Here is a 19,032-nt window from a genome sequence, read left to right on the forward strand (position 1 = left end):
CGAGCTGACTTGACCGACAACGGCGCTGGCAGTCGCAAGTGTTGCAGCAAGCAGCAGCGACCTGACGCCATACCGTGCAACTTTGGCACGGCGGAGATTGGGCTCAATTTCGTGTTCCGGAACAGGGCACGCCATGCGTCGGTAGTCCCCTTGCTGAAGTTGCTCGCACCAACCCCGTCGGTGCGAAATCACCTGCGATTTCAACAGTAATTGCGACAAAAATTTGTGCCGGACAGGTTGAACCCGGTCCCGCCGTACAAACCGATTCGGCTGTGCGGGCCCTCGAAATCTGAACAGATGTCCAGAGTTGGTCAAACGCTTTGTGCGGCACGTCGGCCGATCCGCTTAAAAGGGGTTTTTCGGGTCAGGATTGCCGACCGGCGCTTACGAGACCAGCAAATGCGCCCTGAACAAAGCCCTGACCAGGCGTGCTTCCAGCCATCGCCCGATGACATAAAGCGCGGCGAAGATCCCCGCAAAGACATAGCCCGGTGTGGGCGAAGGCTTCTTGTCCTGTGCTGCGTCTTTGCCGGACGTGTCGGGCGCGGGTGCGCCCAGTGCCTTGTCGATCGCGTTCATCGGTATGCCGGGCTTTTTCGGCGCGGGTTGCTTGATCGCCTGGGCCGCCGGTGTCGTGTCGAATTTGCCGGTGAGTATGGTCAACTGGGCGATTGCCAGAAACAGCAGCGGTGCCAGGAAGCAGAACAGCAGTGCCCGACTGTTCAGATCATAATGCAGCACCGGCCCGGACATGCTGGTGTCGATCTGCAGGATGCCACCGTCGAAAACAGCCATCCTGTCTTGCGCCGCCTGATTTTTCTTCCTGAAAATCAACGTATTGTTGCTGCACTCGTGACTGGTTCCAGCCTGCCGGAACAGCGGGGACAGCCGATTGAAGGCATCCTCTGCAGATTGGGTGGGACCGATGTCCAGGCTGCCCCTGACATGCCAGATCCAGTCGATGGCACGCCGGCCGATCATTCGGCCGGCACGGCGATCGGTCTGCCCATCCGTTGTCTGATCGTTTTCCAGCCCTCGGTGAACGGATACGTCATCTGTTCGCGGATCGACATGCGTCGACCACCTTCCATGCCCAGCAATTCGGCCTCTCCATCGATGCAGGTTCCGAACATACGGTCGATGAAAATGTAGGAACCGGCGTAATTGCTCCGCGTCGCTTCATAGTCTTGCGAATGGTGCAGGCTGTGATGCTCGGTCGTATTGAACAGAAACCGCCACCATCTCGGCGAATTGAAGCGCACATTGATGTGCTGATAGGTGCCGATCGCCAGGCCGAAGGTTCCGGCGATCAGCGCGGCGCGCGGTATGAAATCGAAAAACCCGCCAATGCCGAGGCCGATCAGAAACAGTTCGACCGGATTGCCCACCGCGCCTTTGTTCACATTCAACTGGGTGATGTAGTGGTGCACCGAATGGGGCAGCCACAATGGATACCAGTTGTGCATGCCACGATGCATCCAATATTGCCCGAAATCGAAAATGAACGAGATCAGGAAGGCCTGCACCAGAATGGGCAGGCCGATGAACCACGCAAGCTTTTCCCAATGGAAATGGTGCTGCAGGGCCTTGGCCATGACGCCGCTGCCAATGTAGTTTTCGGCCAGGCGGATCAACGTATAAGTCAGCCCGACATAGAACAGGTCGGTCGCCAGTTCCTTCCAGGTCAACCGCCAGCTTTCGTGGCGCGGATTTACCCATTCCAGACCGAGCAGCAGCACCTTGAAGCCGATGCCGATGCCAATCGCTGTTGATGCCTTGGCGATGGAATTGGGCGCATAATACCAGAAGGCGAGCAGCGCGAACAACGCCACCGGCTGGAACCATGTAAAGACGAACTGTTTGAACGGACCGCCTTCCACCCGGGGAATGTTTTCCCATCCCACGGTTACCGGTGCCTGCGTTCCGATCAGCCTGTTGCCAACGCGAATTCCGTCCATCATGCCCCGCCCACGTGGTGTGTGCGTCAAACTATCCATACCATGGCAAGGGCGTCATACGCCATTGCGCGTATGCCCCGGCCAATCAGCCGCCCATTTCCGCCGCCATGCGTGCTTCACGACAATCGGGGATGATCGGGATCAGGTTGTGTTGCGGCATCGCGCAATCCGCAGCGCTGGAGAAAGTCGAAAATTCCGTCGTAAAAGCCTGGCGATCGGGTCGGGTCGCGGTCATCGCCTTTCGGTACAAAGATGACCATGCCCTGACGCGCACGGGTCAATACCACGCGGTAGGTGTTCTTCAGGTAGAGCCGCATGAACCGGTCGTTGATCGACTGCCACCGTGTGCCCTTGAACTTGTACGGTCGCCAGCCGGCGCCATCATGGCGCAAATCGGCATCCCAGCAGACACAGGTCCAGTCCAGTTCCAGGCCTTGCACATCGAACTCGCTGGCAACGTCTTCCAGATAAAAAGACGAACGCACATCGTCGCGGCCGTTCAGGAACCAGTTGGGCGGTTCGATCGCAGCCTTGACGTTCAGCCCCTCCGCTTTCAGCCGCGAGGCACCTGACGAAGCAACAAGACCATAGCGTTCCGACCCGCGCGCCTTGGTCCTTAGCCAAGCCCGCGCTTCATCCAGATCGCGGCTCAGCACGATGGGATAGTGTCCAAGTCCGACAAATGCCGCCCGCGCGGCATCGGCGTCACCATCGACAACATGCGAAATCAAGCTCGACAGCGTCTCGGCGCGAAACGAGCGCATCGACACACCCAGGTGCAAGTCTGGACTGAGCGCAACGCGTGGCCCGGCCAGAAAGCTTTGGGCCTCCTGATTGAGGTCATAATCCGGATGGTCGATGCGATCGGAGGTGTAGACTCGCCAATGCGAGAAGCGGCTTTTCAGTGCCGCCATCCACTCGCTAAGGCCGGCTTCGCCGTCATTGATTTCCTGGCCGCCGCCGATCAGGCAGATGATCGTGCACCATTCGGTGTGCCGGTCCATGACCCCCAAAAGGAATTCCGGTTCGGACAGGTCGAAATCCGCAAGGCCGCGCTTTTGGCGCATGAAGGCGGCGGCTTTGCGCTGATTCCAGGCACGCTGGGCTTCGTCAAAGATAACGACATGGTCGGAAGGTGCCGCGTCGGAATGGACATATTCATCGCGGAAATGATGGATGTTTTGAATGAAAGCCCGGACATGGCGTTCGGCTGCCGACCGTTGCCCGCCGGTGCGCGCGCGGTGATCACGAACCAGCGCTTCGCGAAGCACGTCGACCAGTGGACCATTGCCCGAAAGGAAGGTGGCGTGCTCGTCGTTTTCGCCTGCGCTGCGCCGTGTGGCGATATTCAGCCCGGCCAGGGTCTTGCCGGCACCGGGCACGCCCGTGATGAAGCAGATCGCCTTTTCACCGCCGCTGCGACTGGCTTCGATCGCCTGGCTGACGGCGGCTTCGGTGCGTGTCAGGTTGATGGCGCCGGCGTCGTTGCGGGTAATGTCTTCGACATTGTGCCGCGCATAGAGCGCAGTCGCCGCCTGGATAATCGTAGGCGTCGGCCGATAGCCGCTCGCCTCCCAGGCCGCCACTTCGAAGCCGGACGCGCCATGGGCTGCGCCAATCATCCGGATGGCGGGGCCCAAGTCCTGCGGGCACACAAGCACAGGCCGGGCGACATGGTCGAAGGCCAATTCGAACTGAATGTCGCGCGATTCGCGTGCCTCGGTCGGCACCAGGATCGGAAAGATCGCCAAGGCATGGCTGGCTTCATGGAAGTTTTTCAGATCGAGCGCATAATCCTCTACCTGTTCCATGGCCGCAGCTTCAAATCGGGACTGGCCATCCTTGAATTCAATTACAAAGATGGCCTGGCCGACAATTACGACCGCATCGGCGCGCTTTCCCATGCGCGGAATCGCGAACTCAAAGTACAGCGCAAAGGCGGTTGTTTCGGCCAGAGCCGTACGCATCACCTCGATCTGTCTCAGCCAGGCCTGCTTCTGCCCGGCCTCAACATCAAAATGGTGCCGGCGGGTCAATTCACCCAGAATATGTGAGGGCGTATCTGCATAAAACCGCTCGCGGTCTGCTGAGTAATAGGCGCGCATTCAACCCCCCGTGGTCCCGGCGCATACCAGGTTTTTATCCGCGCGACGATATTGTGCAGGCTGACTGTCAATCTGCGGGCGAATGTACGTGGAGGGCGCGCGCACGCAGGTGCAGGGCCTTGTGGACTTTCTGCGGTTTGCGCGAGTCATCGCCGTGCCAGAGGCAGTGAAAAGTGTCCGTTTGGCGATTCATTGCTGTCTTGGAAGGCCCTCGGGTACCGTACTCAGGGAAATATTGCCAGAGGAATCTCTACTATAAAGATAGACTATCTGGTTTGGAAGTTTTTATGCCGTTTCTGATCGCGAGGTTTGGGGAAAAAAGGCGCTCCGCAAAAGGGGGGAGCCAACATGCGATTTTATGGGATGAAGCAACGCCACATTGCCCGGCTGAGTATGACTGGGTGCGCATCACTGGTGGCACTGGCTTGGGCAACATCACCGCACGCGCAGACAGTGACCGATCCCGCCGCCAGCCGCGACGCGCGGATTGAAGCTATCCAGGCCGAATTGAACACATTGCAGGCAGAACTGGCCGCGTTGCGGCAGGAGGGGCGGACGCCGGTTGCTTCTGCGCCTGGCCAGGCTGCTCCGCAGGTGCCAACCCCGCCAACGCCGGGGTCCGCCGCGACCGCGGGGCTTGGCCAACCGCTGGCGCCGGGTGAAACGGGCACGAGCAATGCGACGCTCGCTGCAGACCATCCGCGTATCTTCGGTGCCGGCATCCCGACCACGGGCGCCGTCTCGCGGATTGATTCCGGCCATCCGATCATCTCGACCGGCGACGGCCGATTTACCGCCAGTCTGCTCGGCGTAATGCAGTTCGATGTCGCCGACTATTTCCAGCATGCTGCCGGAACGCTTGCGACCGATTTTCGGCGTGCCGGCGCCGCGAGCAACACCGCGCACGCGCTCGATCTTGCTGATGGCACGACGTTCCGCCGTGCGCGTATCGGCATCGGCGGTCATGCCTTTGGCGATTTCGAATATTCTGTTCTGTTCGATTTTGGGGGCGCGGGTGAAGAGGCTGCGGGCCACGTTCAGGAGCTTTGGCTGCAATATTCGGGTATCAAGTACACGCACATCCGGGTCGGCGCCTTTGCGCCCTTCATCGGCCTCGAGGATGCCGGCTCGACCAATGGAATGATGTTCCTTGAACGACCGTCGGTCTCTGATGTTGCACGCGGGCTGGCCGGGGCCGATTATCGGGAAGGCGGGCAGATCGCCTTTACCGGCGAGCGCTGGTTTGCCTCGGGTGCGATCACTGGCAGGCAGGTGAATACCGCCGGCAGCACGACGGCCCAACCTTATCAAGATCCGCTGGGCTTTATTGCGCGGGCAGGGCTCTTGCCGATCAAGAGCAACGCTGATCTGGTTCATGTCGGAGTTCATGGCAGCTATGTTGCGCATCCTGCAAATACTGCCGGACCCAATGCGGCACCTGGCACGGCGATCAGCCCCCTCGATTTGAGCGTTACCCCCGAATTGACCGTCGACAGCACCCGCCTGATCGATACCGGGTCGATCGATGCGCTGCATGCCTATACGGCCGGTGTCGAATTTGCGGCGCAGCACCGCAATTTTCAGGTTCAAGGCGAATATGAACGGTTCGGGATCGAGCGCCGTGCGGTCGGCATCGCCAATCCGCGATTTGATGGCTTTTATGTTGAAGGAAGCTGGATCATCACTGGACAGCAGCGGCGTTACAATGACGGGAACTATGCGTTTGACGGCCCGGAAGTTATCGGTTCGTTCAATCCGAAATCAGGCAGTTACGGCGTGTGGGAGCTGGCGTTGCGCTATTCGGATATCGATCTTAATTTTGATCAGGGTGTCGCCGGTGCCGCGTTGCCTGTGGGAGGCGTGCGCGGCGGCAATCAGAAAATCGCGACCGCCGGAATCAATTGGTATTTGAACTCGATCTCGCGCGTCATGTTTGACTATCAACTCGTTACGATCGACAGGTTGTCCCCCTCTGCGATCACTTACCAGACGCCGGTGGGCGCTCAGATCGGACAAAGCTATTCTGCCGGATCGCTGCGCTTTCAGCTCGCTTTCTGACCGAATTTCCAGGTGGTGACTGCGCGCATTGGAGCGTGTTTCAGCGCAAAAGACCCAAATCGAAGATCGCTCACTGAAATCTTGGCCCCAGCACTCATTGAAATAGAGGTTGGCCTGTCGTCAAACAGGCCATTTTGCCCTGCGAATTTTTCCGAAATCGAGCAGGGAACATTGCTGCCAAGATCGATGACGCCCTTGCGATCGCATTTGGGATTTGAAGGTGTTCTGTTATGAGCATGCGTCTTTGTCGAAAGGTTCAGATCCATGATGTTGAATTCCTGGCGCAGATCGCGCACCACGATCGGCATGTGGTTTGCGGCTGTGCTGTTGGCGCTGGCCGGACCTTGTTTTGCCGACATTCCGTCCGGCACTGCGACACCTGCGCCGTACTATGTGTTTCAACACGTGGTTTATCAAAACGATGGCGGGATGCCGGACAACCGCGCTTATTTCGGGCGCATTCTGCATCACATCGCCGCGCACATCGCGGCGACTGACGGAAAAGTGGAAATACGCGTGGTCAACTTTGCCGCTGGTGTGACCATGTTTCAGATGGCCAGGACTGACGAAGATCTTCGCACCCAGATCGATGCATTGCGCGCCAAGGGGGTCAAATTCCTGGTCTGTCGCAATACGCTCAATGGCATGGGTCTCAAGGTCGAGGATCTCTACGGGGTCAAGGCCGAGGATGTGGTGCCGAGCGGCGTCGCCGAAATCGCGCGTCTGCAGGGGCTCGGCTTTGTCTACGTCCACCCTTGACTCAGGGTGATTGCGCTACCCAACTGCGGTAAAGCATATAAATTGCCACAAGCAGGATGCCGGCTGCGAACAACGTGCCAAGCCGTCCCTTGTGCCCTGAAAGGCCACGCGAGGCGGCACTGCCCAGCACTGTGCCGCCAACTCCGCCCAGAATGAATGTGCCCGCCAGGGACCAGTCGACCAGACCCGCCACCGCGTAGTTGGCGGCGGTGGTCAGGCCAAAGGCGCTGACCGCAACCAGCGACGTGCCGATAGCCTGATAAATAGGCATCGACGTCGCCGCGATCAGTGCTGGCACGATCAGGAATCCTCCACCAATGCCGAAAAATCCGGACAGGCAGCCGGTCGCAAGGCCAAGGCCAAGCACGCGCGGCAGGTTGCCGCGATGGCACGTCACACCGTCGATTCCGCGATGCTGGCGCGATTGGAACATCGCCGCCGCGACCGCCACCATCAAGAGAGCGAACAGGAACAGCAGCCGTTGGCCGTCAACCATCTTGCCCAGGCTCGATCCGGCCACTGCGCCGATCACTCCGGTCAGCGCGAAGACTGCGCCGATGGTCCAGTTGACATTCCGGCATCGTGCGTGCCCGGCAAGTCCGGCCAGGGCGTTGCTCGCCACCGCGAGGGCGCTCGTTCCAATGGCCACATGCGGATTCTTTACGCCGACAACATAGACCATCAACGGAACCGCCAGAACCGAGCCACCACCGCCCAAAAGGCCCAGCGTAAAGCCGACCAACCCTCCGCTCAGCAGGGACAGCAAAGCATGTGCAAGGCTCACAAGCGGAACGAGCGGACCGCTTGCATCACGCGCGGCACAGCCTGCGTCGTGGCCGTGCCAAACCTTGATCGATTGAACGTCATCGATTCCTCTCCTGGCGTGGGTTTTGTGCGCCTGCTATTCGCGCTTGGTTGGCGCGCCTCGCGCAGTCATGGCACAGGAGCGCCCGCGTTGCAGCGGTAAGTTGCACCGGGTCGCGGTTCGAGGTGAAGCCGATTTAAGTTGATTGCGCGGCTCGTCCGGCCAATGCCAGTTAGACGCAACACGAAGCAGGGCAAAGCAGGGTCGCATGGCGCAAATCCTGGTAGTCGAGGACGATGCTGAAACCGCCGCGCTGATCTGCGCAGCGCTGGAGGCTGAGTTGCATCGCGTCGTGCATCTAAGCGATGGGCGCAAGGCGCTTGACCGGTTGAGCGAGGAACGCTTCGATGCGGCGACGGTCGATCGCATGTTGCCAGGCATGGATGGACTGACGCTGGTGGCGCGCATGCGCGCGCGCCAAATTACCACTCCGGTGCTGGTGATCTCTGCCCTTGGCGATGTCGACGAACGCATTGCAGGCTTGCGCGCCGGCGGTGACGATTATCTGGGCAAACCGTTTTCGCCGGCCGAGATGGTCACCCGGATCGAGGTTCTGCTGCGGCGGAGTCGCGATTATCCCGAAGACGGCTTTCTGCGCGCCGGGCCGATCGCGCTCGATCTGGTCAAGCGCAAGGCCTGGGTCGACGGTGAAACGCTTGATCTTGTCAACAAGGAGTTTCGGCTGCTCGAATTTCTGGTTCGGCACGCTGGCCATGTCGTCCCGAGGCAGGTTATCTTCGAACAAGTCTGGGGCCTGTATTTCGAAGCGAGCGACAATCTGATCAATGTCCATGTCGCCCGGCTGCGGCGCAAGCTGGAGCGGCCAGGCTGGCCCGCCATGATTGAGACGATCAAGGGCGAAGGCTATCGCCTGGCGGTGGCATGAGCGAGCCGGCGCATGCCGCCGCCCCGGCTCGTGTGCCGCGCCTCACCGATCTGCGGCACACGACGGCATTTCGGCTCAGCGTCGGCTTGACCGGTGTCTTCGCGCTGGCGATTTTTGCTGTGCTGTGGCTGATCTATAGTCAGACCACGGCCGAGATGATGTCGCGCACCGACGAGACAATCGCGTCGAAGGCGCGGATTCTGGCCGCCTCGACGTCGACTGTGGCGCTGACCCAGGCGGTGCGCGCCCTGCACGATCCGACCAGCAACCTTGAAGGCATCGCCGTTTTCGATGCCGGTGGGAAGCGCCTGCTGGGCGATCCCGGATTGGCGCCGCCATTTCCGCTGGGGCGGATGTTCGAACGACTGAACGGCCCGCGTGGGGCACCGGTGCGGGCGCTGGCACTGCCCGCAGCCGAACGTCTGACTGTGGTTGTGTCGCGCGATATCAGGCCGATCCTCGATTTGCGCGCACGTATCCTGGCAATCATGCTGGTCAGCGGTGCAGGCGCCGTCGCTGTCGCGCTGGGCGCAGGGATCCTCCTCAGCTTGTGGCCGATGCGACGTATCCGCCGGCTGGAGGCAACGGCGGTGCGCATTGCGATGGGAGAACTGGACTTGCGCGTCGCGATCGGCCGACGCGGCGATGAATTCGACATGATAGCCTCGATCATCAACACCATGGTTGACGAAATCGAGCGCCTGTTGCGCCAGGTGAAGGGCGCAACCGATGCGATCGCACACGATCTGCGTACGCCATTGTCGCATGTTCGCACCCGGCTCGAGCGCATTGCCCTGTTGCCGGCGATTGCGCGCGATCGCGACGGAAATGCCGCCGTCCTGCTGGCCGGCGCGCGCAACGAACTTGACGTGGTCCTCGCGCGGTTTCGCGCGCTGTTGCGGATGTCCGAACTCGAGGCCTCGCACCGGCAATCGCAATTTGCCGTGTTCGATCCGGTCAACATGGTGCGCGAGGTTTCCGAACTGTACGAGCCGCTGGCCGAGGAGCGCGGCATCACGCTGGATTGTTCGGGGCCGGCTGCACTGGGCATTCTGGGCGATGAGCGGCTGCTGTTCGAAGCGGTCAGCAATCTGGTTGAAAACGCTATCAAGTTCAGTCCGCCGGGCGGACGCATCGCGCTCGACGTGACTCAGGCCGACGGCGACATCACAATTGCTGTGGCCGATCAAGGGCCGGGCATTTCGCATGCCGAACGGGCACAGGTGCTCGGGAGATTCCAGCGTGGCAGCGCTGCGGTGGATTCAGGTGGACCCGGTTCTGGATTGGGGCTGAGCCTGGTAGCAGTTATCGTCGCGCTACACGGCTATGTCTTGCACCTTGATCCGGCAGGTGGCTGGCCGCGCCCCGGCCTGCTTGCGCGGATAGTCGCGCCGTGTGCGTCGACTGCACGATCTGGCGGTCGGTGAATTTTTCTTAATTTGCGGCCGGGCTCCCGGTTAAGGCAAGGCGATTTCCATGCTCAAACTGGTCCAACTTGCCTTGTCGAAGCCGATCACGTTCGTGGTCATGGCGATATTGATCGTGCTGGGAGGGGTCATCTCGTGGATCACCACGCCTACCGATATCTTTCCCGATATTCGCGTGCCGGTGATCGCGGCGGTGTGGCAATACAACGGCCTGTCGCCGCGCGACATGTCGGGCCGGGTGATCTATTACTACGAGCGGCAGTTGACCTCGACCGTCAACGACATCGACCATATCGAAAGCCAGTCCTACACCGGCATCGGCGTGGTGAAGATCTTTTTCCGCCCCGGCGTCGATATCCGCACCGCCACCGCGCAAGTCGCCTCGGTATCGCAGACCGTGCTCAAGCAGATGCCTGCCGGGATCACCCCGCCGCTGGTGCTTAACTACAGCGCCTCGACCGTCCCGATCCTGCAGCTGGCGCTGTCGTCAAAGGTGCAGTCGGAACAGCAACTGTTCGACATCGCGCAGAACACCATCCGTTCGTCGCTGGCGACGGTGCAGGGCGCGGCGATGCCTTCGCCCTATGGCGGCCGGGTGCGCCAGATCCAGATCGATATCGATCCCCAGGCGCTGCAGGCCCGGCACCTGTCGACCACCGATATCGGCACCGCGCTGGCCGCGCAAAACCAGATCGTGCCCGCAGGCACCGCACGCATCGGCCCGTTCGAATACACCATCTCGCTGAACAACGCACCCGAAGCGATCGACGCGTTGAACAACCTGCCGATCAAGACCGTTGATGGAGCCACCGTGTTCATGCGCGATGTCGCCTATGTCCACGATGGATCGCCGCCGCAGCAGAACGAAGTGCGCGTCGACGGGCAGCGTTCGGTACTGATGACACTGCTCAAATCGGGCAATGCCTCGACCATCGCGATTGTCGCCGATGCGCGCGCATTGATCGCGCGGCTGCGTCCGACATTGCCCGACGGCCTGAAGATCGACCTGTTGTCCGACCAGTCGTTGTTCGTGAAGGCAGCGATCGGCGGCGTGGTGCGCGAAGGGGTGATTGCCGCCGCGCTGACCAGCCTGATGATCCTGCTGTTCCTGGGATCGTGGCGATCGACCGTGATCATCGCCACCTCGATCCCGCTGGCCATTCTGGCGGCGGTGATGGGCCTGTCGATTGCGGGTGAGACGCTCAACATCATGACGCTGGGCGGGCTGGCTCTGGCGGTAGGCATTCTGGTCGACGATGCCACCGTGACTATCGAAAACATCAACTGGCATCTCGAACAGGGCAAGCCCGTCGAAACTGCGATCATGGATGGCGCGCGCCAGATCGTGCAGCCCGCGTTCGTGTCGCTGCTGTGCATCTGCATCGCGTTCGTGCCGATGTTTTTCCTGGGCGGGGTACCGGGTTTCCTGTTCACGCCGATGGCCAAATCGGTGGTCTTCGCGATGATCGCCTCGTTCACGCTGTCGCGCACGCTGGTGCCGACAATGGCCAACTGGCTGCTGCAACAGCATGCCGCGCCCGACACCGCCGACATCATGATCAGCCACGATGCGATGACCGACCATACCGGATCGCACAATGTGCTGCGCCGGTTCCAGCACGGTTTTGAACGCGGGTTCGAGGTCATCCGCACGTGGTATGTTGGCGTGCTCGCCCTCGCGCTGGCGCACCGCCGGGCGTTTGTGACCGGGTTCATGGTCCTGGTGCTGGCCAGTTTCGCGCTGGTGCCGTTCCTGGGCCGCGATTTCTTTCCCACCGTCGATTCTGGCCAGATCAGCATCCACGTGCGGGCACCCACCGGCACCAAGCTGGAAGAGACCGCCGCGCTGTTCGATCATATCGAGGCCCGCATCCGCCAGGACCTGCCCAAATCGGAAACCGGCACGATCATCGACAACATCGGCATGACCGTGTCGGGGATCAACATGGCCTATTCCAACAGCGGCGGCATCGGTCCGCAGGATGGCGACATCCTGATCACGCTGAACGAGGGGCATCATCCCACCGGCGGCTATGTGCGCAAATTGCGCCGCGATCTGCCGCAGGCCTTTCCGGGCACGACGTTCGCCTTTCTGCCTGCCGATATCGTCAGCCAGATCCTCAATTTCGGCGCGCCCGCCCCGATCGACGTGATCGTGGCCGGCCCCGACAATGTCGCCAACGAGGCCTATGCCAACCGTATCGTCGACCGGCTGAACCATGTCGCGGGGATCGCTGACGTGCGCGTGCAGCAGCCGAGCAACTATCCCGAGCTGAAGGTCGATGTCGACCGGTCGCTGGCCGACCGCGTGGGGATCACCGAAAACGACGTGACGCGCGCCCTGTCGGTGAACCTGGCTGGCAGTTTTCAGGTGGCCCCGACGTTCTGGCTCAATCCGAAAAACGGCGTGTCCTATCCCATCGTGGTGCAGGCGCCCGAATACCGCGCCGATACCTTGAACGCGCTGGTCAACGTGCCCGTTACCGGCACTGCCCCTGGATCATTCCAGACGCTGGGCGGGCTCAGCGATATTCACGAAAGCCGCACCGCCGCGGTGATCAGCCACTATGCCATCGCACCCGCGATCGACATCTATGCGACGCCGCAGGGCCGCGATCTGGGCGCGGTGGCGAGCGACATCCAGCGCGTGCTGGATGACACGCGGGCCCAGTTGCCCAAGGGAGCGACGGTCACACTGCGCGGGCAGGTGCAGACGATGAATTCGGCCTTTTCCGGACTGATCCTGGGTCTGTGCGGGGCGATCGTGCTGATCTACCTGCTGATCGTGGTCAATTTCCAGAGCTGGATCGACCCGTTCGTGATCATCTCCGCGCTGCCCGCCGCGCTGGCAGGGATTGTCTGGATGCTGTTCGGCACGCACACCACGCTGTCTGTGCCAGCGCTAACCGGGGCCATCATGTGCATGGGGGTGGCCACCGCCAATTCAGTGCTGGTGATCACGTTTGCGCGCGAACGGCTGACTGCCACCGGCGACGCGCTGCGCGCCGCACTCGAAGCCGGGGCCACGCGGTTCCGCCCGGTGCTGATGACGGCGCTGGCCATGATCATCGGCATGGCGCCGATGGCGCTGGGCCTTGGCGAAGGGGGCGAACAGAACGCGCCGCTGGGCCGCGCGGTGATCGGCGGACTGTTTTTTGCAACCATCGCCACGCTGGTCTTCGTGCCCGTGGTGTTCAGCCTGGCCCACCGTCGCCACACCGGCGACGCGGGCGATGCGGCGAAAGATCATCAGAAGGAAATGCAGCATGTCTGATCTCCACGGCCTGCCCGCCGGTGACGGGACTCCGCCTCGGGGTCTTGCCCGGTTTGGCGCGATCGCGGCCGGGTTGCTGGTCCTGGTGCTGGCGGGGGGCATCTATGTCCGCGTGCGTGACGATCACGAGGCGCAGGCCACTTCCAATATCCAGGCCCGGCCCAATGTCCGGCTGATCACCCCGATCCCCTCGGGCGCGGCTAACGAATTGGTGCTGCCCGGCACGATGCAGGCCTGGTTCACCGCGCATATCTATGCCCGCGTCGCCGGCTATGTGCATACCTGGAATAAGGATATCGGCGCCGACGTGGGCGAGAATGCCGCACTGGCGGTAATCGACACGCCTGAACTCGATCAGCAGATCATCCAGGCGCGCGCCACGCTTGACCGCGTGCGTGCCGAAGCCGCGCTGGCGCGTTCGACCGCGGCGCGGTGGAACGACCTGTTGAAGAGCAAGGCCGTGTCGGTGCAGGAAACCGACGAGAAGAACGCCGACGCCAAGACCCACGCCGCCGCCGTCGAAGAGGCCTCTGCCGCACTTGGCCGGTTGCTGGCGATGAAGCGCTATGCCACGATCCGGGCGCCGTTTGCCGGGCTGGTTACGCAGCGCAACGCCGATATCGGCGATCTGGTCGGCCCGGGCGCCACCAACCAGACGCCGATGTTTGCCATGGCCGACGAACGGCGCATCCGCATCTATGTCAACGTGCCGCAGCAATATTCGGCGGCGATGCACGCGGGTCTGACCGCCACGCTGAAATTGCCCGATTATCCGGGCGAAACGTTTCCGGCGGTGCTGACCGACCAGTCGTTTGCCATCGACCAGCGCAGCGGATCGCTGCAAGTGCAGTTGAAGACCGACAATCCGGGGTTCAAGCTGAAACCGGGCGGGTATGCCGAAGTGCACTTTGCGCTGCCTGGTGGCGGACAACGCCTGATCGTGCCCTCGGGCGCGCTGGTGCTGCGCGATCATGGCAGCCAGGTCGCCACGGTCACCGCTGACGGCAAAGTCCATCTTGTCCCGGTGGTGATCGGGCGCGATCTGGGCGGGCGAGTCGAGATCAATTCGGGTCTTGTCCCCGGCACGCGGATCATCGCCAATCCGCCGGATTCGATCAGCGAAGGCGAAGCGGTGGCGGTGACCGACGCTTCGGCGGGAGCACGCCCATGATCCGCAGGGGTCGGCGCCTGCATCGACAGGCGCTGCTGGCCGGTGCGCTGTTGCTGCTGGCCGGATGTGCAGGCGCGCCGCCTTATCACCCGGCCGCGGTCTACCCGGCCAATGTGGCATCGGCCGACAGCTTCCGCGAGGACGGCATCTGGGCGCAGGCGACCACGCCTGATGCGGCAACCGCCGACTGGTGGCGCGCGCTTGGCGATCCGCAGCTCGACACGCTCGAACAGCGCCTGTCCGATAACAGCCCGACGCTGGCCGCTGCCCTGGCGCGCAGCCAGGAGGCGCAACAGGCCTTGCGCGTGGCACAGGCCGATGCCTTGCCCACCATCGGGTCGGCGGCATCGCTGGGGACCGATCGGCAATCCGATGACCGCCCGCTGCGCAGCGCCAGCCAGCCGGTCTATTACGGCAACAATATTGCGGGACTGGGCGCGAGCTACGAAGTCGATGTGTGGGGCAGGGTCCGGGATTCGATCGCGGCCGGGCGCGCCAACGCCGTAGCCAGCGCCGATGATGCCGCCGCCATACGCCTCAGCCTGCAGGCGCAACTGGCAACGACCTATATCGTGCTGCGCGGGCTCGATGCGGAGACCGACCTGCTCAAGCGCAACATCGCCGTCTATACCGAGGCGGACAATGTTGTTCGCAGCCGTTACGTTGGCGGGGTGGCGACCGAGATCGATACCGGTCGCTCGGGTGCACAGCTTGCCGATGCAGAGGCGCAACTGGCCGATGTCCGCGCCGCGCGCGCCGCGCTGGAACATGCCATTGCCAGCCTGATCGGCACGCCGGCTTCTGCGTTCGCGCTGCCTGTTGCCAATGCCACGCTGCAAATTGCAGTGATGCCGGCCGGTCTGCCCTCGACCCTGTTGCAGCGGCGGCCTGATGTCGCGGCGGCGGAACGGCGGATGTATGGTGCCAACCGGGCCATCGGGGTGGCGCGCGCCGCGTTCTTCCCGACCATCGATCTGACGGCACAGGGCGGAACCAACGCCACCAGTCTGGCGGGCCTTGCCATGGCGGGCAACGCGTTCTGGGCGGTTGGCCCGACGCTGGCGCTGACGCTGTTCGACGGCGGGCGCCGCACCGCGCAAGTGCGTGCTGCGCGCGCGCGCTGGGATGAAGCCGGCGCGGCATACCGTGCCACCGCCCTGACCGCGTTTCAGGAGGTTGAGGACAGCCTGTCCGCGCTCCACCATTTCGGCGACGAAGACAGCGCCCAAATCCGCGCCGCCACCCAGGCCCAGCAGGCCGCCGACTTGTCGATGCTGCGCTATGAAAAGGGCGTGTCGAATTACCTCGATGTGGTCACTGCGCAGACCACTGCGCTGTTCGAACAACGCCGCGCGATCGAAGTGCACACTTTGCGCCTGAATTCGGCGGTGTCGCTGGCCCGCGCGCTGGGTGGTGGCTGGGCGCCGGGCAAATCGCCGCGCACGGCGCGCTAACCCAACAGAGTTCGGACAAGCCAACCTTGCCCTTCCTTCGTTAACCAAGGACAACCCAGATGCTGATGGCAAAAATCACTTCGATCGCTTGTGGGGGCGTTCTCGCGCTCGCCCTGGTGGCGCCCCATGCCGTGATGGCGGAGCCGGCTGCGGCGTTGCGCTTTGCCGATCTTGAAGCCGGGATGCAGCCCTATCGCCAGTTTGCGTCTGCCTTGCCGAACTGGCAGGACATTCCGACGCCAGTTGGCGAATTGCAGCAGGCCTATGGCGCCTTGCGGACGGCGATACCGGTTGGCCTGGCCGCTGCCGAAGCGCAAGACCGGCTCCGCGCGGCAGGCGGCCGTTGCACTGTCGCTTCGCAAGGGACCCTCATGTGCACTTACGGCGATGTCGAACATACCAACGATTTCATCGACCATGTGAACTGGCGCGTCACGGCGCCGGTCGCCGACGGGCATGTCGCAGATATCAAGGTTGCGCGCGACTGGTATCGCGAGTGATCGGTTTGGGTGAACGCGGTCGCCGTCGGACGCGCCGGGGCGTCTTGGCGCGCGAATAACCAGGTTGGCATGTGTTGCATGAAAGACCCACCCGGGCCGCGTTGCGACGCTCCGTCGGACTGAACCCCGCGTCTACGGGCTCTGTCACAATACCGCAACATCCTCCCCATACCGGGGCCCAGCATCAACCATGATCGCAGAGGGTTCCCATCATGAAATTGCAACATGCGCTGCTGGCAGCGGTATCCATCGGCGCGGTTCTCGCGCCGAACGCACAAGCCGCTGAGAAAAAGCATGCCAAGCCGCATCATCACCACACCGCCCCGGCTGCCAAGAGCTCCGAATCGGTTGTGCTCAAGAGCGAAGTCGAAGAGCTGAAGGCTCAGGTCACTGCGCTGCGCGAAGAAATCAAGGCGCAGCGTGAAACCGTTGCCACCACCCAGACCGCGGTTGCCCAGACCCAGGTGCAGGTGACCCAGACCCAGCAGCAGGTCGGTTCGCTCAGCCAGAGCGTGGCTGAAACGCCGAAGCTGGCCAAAGCTGCTGCCGACACCGAAGTCGCGAGCGCGATCGAAAAGGAACACGCCAAGGGCTATATCGACTTCAAGGGTATCCGGATCACGCCCGGTGGCTTCCTTGAACTGGCCGGTGTCTATCGTCAGCATTATCAGGGCAACGACATCGCATCGAGCTTTTCGGTGCCGTTCCCCAACGCGCACAACTATTATGTGGGCGAAGGCCGCTTCACCGCGCGGCAGAGCCGCCTGTCGTTCCTTGCCCAGGGCAAGCCGAGCGAGCACACCACGCTGTCGATGTATGGCGAATTCGACTTTCAGGGTGCGGCGCAGACGGCCAACTCGAACGAAAGCAACAGCTACAACCCGCGTATCCGCGTGCTCTATGGCCAGGTCGACTGGGATCGCGGCGACAGCGGCATCCATTTCCTGGCCGGTCAGAGCTGGTCGCTCGCCACGCTTCAGGGCAAGGGCCTGACGCCGCGTTCGGAAGTCATTCCGTTGGTGATCGACGCGCAATACGTTCCCGGCTTTGCCTGGACCCGCAACCCGGGTGTGCGTCTGACGGCCGACTTTGCCGACCATCACCTGTGGATCGGCGCTTCGGTTGAAAGCCCGGCGACCCTGTTCGGCGGCACTGTGCCTAGCACGGTGACCAGTTCGATCACCGGCGGTTCGGGCTACAACAGCGCCAACTCGCTGACGCTCAACAGCGTTCCCGACTTTATCGAAAAGGTCGCCTATCAGGGCGATATCGCCGGGCATGCGCTGCATATCGAGGGCATGGCGATCGAACGTACCGCCACCGCGCGCGTCAACGGTCAGTACAACGTGAACAAGGGTTCGGCCGGCTTTGGCGGCGGCGTGACCCTGCAGGCCGTGCCCAAGGTGTTCGACCTGCAGTTCAGCTATCTGGGTGGCAAGGGTATCGGTCGCTATGGTTCGACCCAGTTGCCCGACGTGACGTTCGATGCTGACGGGTCGATCCACGCGATCAAGGAAACCATCATGCTTGGCGGTGCGGTTCTGCATCCCACCAGCATGCTGGATGTCTATGGCTATGCGGGTGAGGAATTCGAATCCGCCCTGCCGCTTTCGGGCAGCTATGGCATCGGCAACCTTGCGGCGAACGACAGCGGTTGCTTCACCGAAGGCGGTACCTGCGGTGGCAATACCCGCGCGATCCGTCAGATCACCGCCGGCCTGTGGCAGAAAATCTACAGCGGTTCGTTCGGTCGCGCCCAGGTGGGTCTGCAGTACGATTACACCCAGCGCGAACTGTTCGTCAGCAACAACTCGAACGGCGTTCCCCGCGTCAACCAGAACATGGGTCTGATCAGCTTCCGCTACTACCCGTTCTGATCGAACGGCCCGGCGCGATCGGTTGATTGCGCCGGGCAGGTTCCCTGCGCCCCAAACGTGCGGGCCAGAATTCCGGCAGCACCGGAATTCTGGCCCGCACGTCGTTTTGCGCCATGGCGCCCCGCCAGACCGTTGCCCGTTCGTGCCTCAAGCTATATTCGAAAGAATACAGAAAATCGAGCCGTGTCCGGGTGTGGCATGGCAAAGGGGGGCGAAAATGATTTCAGCGATCTGTTTCAAAGGGAAAATTCTGGCTGCATCGGTTGCCGTGGCCGCTCTGGTCACGTGTGCTGCCGCCGTGGCCCAAACCGCGCCCGCACCGAGTGGTGGACCAAAGGCCGACGACGAACACCCGCTGACCTGGCACGGCATCACCATCTACGGCACACTCGACATCGGCGTGGGCTGGGTCAGCCACGGCCTGCCAGAAAACGCCGACAACTATGAAGGCGAATCGCTGCTGAGCAAGAACGGCGGCGGGTCGCGGTTCGTATTCGCGCAGAACAACCTGTCGCAGACCGGGGTTGGCATCCGGGGCAAAGAGGAATTCACGCCGGGCTGGTCGGTGGTGTTCAACGCCTCGACCGGGATCAATCCGCAATCGGGCGATCTGGCCAACCAGGTCGGCACCAACGTCCTCAACAACGGGCTGCCCCGCGCCGCCTATTCGTTTGTCGGCGACGGCGCGCGCGCGGGGT

15 protein-coding genes are annotated in these 19,032 nt (G+C 62.3%); 10 read left to right on the forward strand and 5 right to left on the reverse strand.

Annotation, left to right across the window (positions count from 1 at the left end; genetic code table 11):
- Positions 1 to 384: 384 nt before the first annotated feature.
- From AQZ49_RS09775 to AQZ49_RS09785, 3 genes are all read right to left on the reverse strand, one after another.
- Positions 385 to 981 carry a hypothetical protein gene (locus tag AQZ49_RS09775; RefSeq protein ID WP_067615103.1) on the reverse strand — a complete coding sequence of 199 codons (597 nt, stop codon included), beginning with the start codon at positions 979 to 981 and terminating at the stop codon, positions 385 to 387.
- Positions 978 to 1,958: a sterol desaturase family protein gene (locus tag AQZ49_RS09780; RefSeq protein WP_067615104.1), complete on the reverse strand. Its 981-nt coding sequence runs from the start codon at positions 1,956 to 1,958 to the stop codon at positions 978 to 980. Before AQZ49_RS09780 ends, AQZ49_RS09775 begins: the two co-directional genes overlap by 4 nt.
- 116 nt (positions 1,959 to 2,074) lie before the next feature.
- Positions 2,075 to 4,063, reverse strand: a complete 1,989-nt coding sequence (locus AQZ49_RS09785) for a DUF2075 domain-containing protein (RefSeq protein ID WP_067615105.1) — start codon at positions 4,061 to 4,063, stop codon at positions 2,075 to 2,077.
- Between the two features lie 453 nt (positions 4,064 to 4,516).
- On the opposite strand from AQZ49_RS09785, the gene AQZ49_RS09790 reads away from it, so the two are divergent.
- Positions 4,517 to 6,121, forward strand: a complete 1,605-nt coding sequence (locus tag AQZ49_RS09790) for an OprO/OprP family phosphate-selective porin (protein ID WP_231739163.1) — start codon at positions 4,517 to 4,519, stop codon at positions 6,119 to 6,121.
- Here AQZ49_RS09790 and AQZ49_RS22280 read toward each other — a convergent pair.
- Positions 6,106 to 6,429, reverse strand: coding sequence for a hypothetical protein (locus AQZ49_RS22280; protein ID WP_156428233.1), 324 nt, complete (start codon positions 6,427 to 6,429; stop codon positions 6,106 to 6,108). The two genes, AQZ49_RS09790 and AQZ49_RS22280, sit on opposite strands and share 16 nt — an antisense overlap.
- Here AQZ49_RS22280 and AQZ49_RS09795 point away from each other — a divergent pair.
- Positions 6,428 to 6,880 carry a DsrE family protein gene (locus AQZ49_RS09795; RefSeq protein WP_067615412.1) on the forward strand — a complete coding sequence of 151 codons (453 nt, stop codon included), beginning with the start codon at positions 6,428 to 6,430 and terminating at the stop codon, positions 6,878 to 6,880. The two genes, AQZ49_RS22280 and AQZ49_RS09795, sit on opposite strands and share 2 nt — an antisense overlap.
- Before the next feature lies 1 nt (position 6,881).
- Here AQZ49_RS09795 and AQZ49_RS09800 read toward each other — a convergent pair whose 3' ends face one another.
- Positions 6,882 to 7,646 carry a sulfite exporter TauE/SafE family protein gene (locus AQZ49_RS09800; RefSeq protein ID WP_231739164.1) on the reverse strand — a complete coding sequence of 255 codons (765 nt, stop codon included), beginning with the start codon at positions 7,644 to 7,646 and terminating at the stop codon, positions 6,882 to 6,884.
- Positions 7,647 to 7,953: 307 nt separating this feature from the next.
- Here AQZ49_RS09800 and AQZ49_RS09805 point away from each other — a divergent pair, with 307 nt between their 5' ends.
- The 8 genes from AQZ49_RS09805 to AQZ49_RS22545 all read left to right on the forward strand — a co-directional run.
- Entirely contained in the window at positions 7,954 to 8,631 is a 678-nt protein-coding gene (locus AQZ49_RS09805) for a response regulator transcription factor (protein WP_067615108.1), read from the forward strand.
- A complete protein-coding gene (locus AQZ49_RS09810) occupies positions 8,628 to 10,058 on the forward strand; it encodes a sensor histidine kinase (RefSeq protein WP_067615109.1) in 1,431 nt (476 codons plus the stop codon). The genes AQZ49_RS09805 and AQZ49_RS09810 overlap by 4 nt, the downstream gene beginning before the upstream one ends.
- A 49-nt stretch (positions 10,059 to 10,107) precedes the next feature.
- A complete protein-coding gene (locus AQZ49_RS09815) occupies positions 10,108 to 13,332 on the forward strand; it encodes an efflux RND transporter permease subunit (protein WP_067615110.1) in 3,225 nt (1,074 codons plus the stop codon).
- Positions 13,325 to 14,503, forward strand: a complete 1,179-nt coding sequence (locus AQZ49_RS09820; protein WP_067615111.1) for an efflux RND transporter periplasmic adaptor subunit — start codon at positions 13,325 to 13,327, stop codon at positions 14,501 to 14,503. The genes AQZ49_RS09815 and AQZ49_RS09820 overlap by 8 nt, the downstream gene beginning before the upstream one ends.
- Positions 14,500 to 15,957: an efflux transporter outer membrane subunit gene (locus AQZ49_RS09825; RefSeq protein WP_067615112.1), complete on the forward strand. Its 1,458-nt coding sequence runs from the start codon at positions 14,500 to 14,502 to the stop codon at positions 15,955 to 15,957. Before AQZ49_RS09820 ends, AQZ49_RS09825 begins: the two co-directional genes overlap by 4 nt.
- 59 nt (positions 15,958 to 16,016) lie before the next feature.
- On the forward strand, positions 16,017 to 16,457 hold the full coding sequence (locus AQZ49_RS09830) for a hypothetical protein (protein ID WP_067615113.1): 441 nt from the start codon (positions 16,017 to 16,019) through the stop codon (positions 16,455 to 16,457).
- Positions 16,458 to 16,669: 212 nt separating this feature from the next.
- Positions 16,670 to 18,334, forward strand: a complete 1,665-nt coding sequence (locus AQZ49_RS09835) for a hypothetical protein (RefSeq protein WP_067615114.1) — start codon at positions 16,670 to 16,672, stop codon at positions 18,332 to 18,334.
- 217 nt (positions 18,335 to 18,551) lie between these two features.
- A partial coding sequence (locus AQZ49_RS22545) for a hypothetical protein (protein WP_197410994.1) occupies positions 18,552 to 19,032 on the forward strand: 481 nt, incomplete at its 3' end.

Origin of the sequence: Novosphingobium sp. FSW06-99 (genome assembly GCF_001519065.1) — a bacterium.
Classification (GTDB): Bacteria; Pseudomonadota; Alphaproteobacteria; order Sphingomonadales; family Sphingomonadaceae; genus Novosphingobium.